Consider the following 305-nt stretch of genomic DNA (forward strand, 5'->3'; position numbering starts at 1 on the left):
GAAGGTGCAAGCCGCAATCAGGCCACGTTGCTGCCGGAGTGTCTCGAAGACTTTATCGCTGAAGACAATCCCGTACGGATCGTCGACGCATTCGTAGACGAACTCGATCTGGCTTCCATGGGCTTCGAAGGCACCACGCCGGCGATCACGGGCCGACCGTCTTACCATCCGTCCGTTCTGCTCAAACTCTACATCTACGGCTATCTCAATCGCGTGCAGTCGAGCCGACGTCTGGAGCGCGAGTGCCAGCGTAATGTCGAACTGATGTGGCTGACCGGTCGCCTCGCGCCGGACTTCAAGACGAT

The 305-nt window shown here is 58.7% G+C and carries 1 protein-coding gene; it reads left to right on the forward strand.

Annotation, left to right across the window (positions count from 1 at the left end; translation table 11 throughout):
• Positions 1 to 305, forward strand: a 305-nt coding sequence (locus U5A67_RS40625) for a transposase (RefSeq protein ID WP_321818855.1), incomplete at both ends; no start/stop codon positions are given.

The organism is Paraburkholderia sp. J69-1 (assembly GCF_905220255.1).
Lineage (GTDB): Bacteria > Pseudomonadota > Gammaproteobacteria > Burkholderiales > Burkholderiaceae > Paraburkholderia.